The sequence below is a fragment of the Lactobacillus sp. C449L genome, assembly GCF_059900815.1.
The window spans coordinates 1-470 of sequence record NZ_JBWXGA010000179.1; the positions used below are offsets into that span (position 1 = coordinate 1).

The 470-nt window shown below is 45.5% G+C and carries 1 protein-coding gene; it reads right to left on the reverse strand.

The window, feature by feature from the left end:
- A partial coding sequence (locus tag AC2JF9_RS08910) for an ATP-binding cassette domain-containing protein (protein ID WP_500727048.1) occupies nt 1-446 on the reverse strand: 446 nt, incomplete at its 3' end.
- Between the last annotated feature and the right edge of the window lie 24 nt (nt 447-470).

Here is a 470-nt window from a genome sequence, read left to right on the forward strand (position 1 = left end):
TTGTAGATCGATTCCGGACTCAAGCCTACTTTTTCGAGATAATTTTGTACGACTTTCTTTTCTTCAGCAGATGACATGCGTTCGAAATTTCGCAGCGGTTCAGCAATTATGTCGAGCACTCTCTTCTTAGGGTTAAGGGAAGAATATGGATCCTGGAAAATCATTTGGATATCCTTGCGAAGCGGCTTGATCTGGCTACCGCTAAGCTTTGCGATATTTTTACCGCCAAACAGGATTTCACCGGAGGCAGCCTTGCTTAAACCCATGATGGCCTTTCCGGTCGTTGACTTTCCGCTGCCGGACTCACCGACCAAACCATAGGTTTCCCCTTCATGCAGTTCAAAGGTGATACCATCGACGGAACGTACGTAGTCGACGATTCTTCTAAAGAAACCGTCCCGAATCGGGTAAAAGACCTTTAAATCATTTACTTGGAGTAATGTCATTTGTCATCCCCTCTCCTTTACACC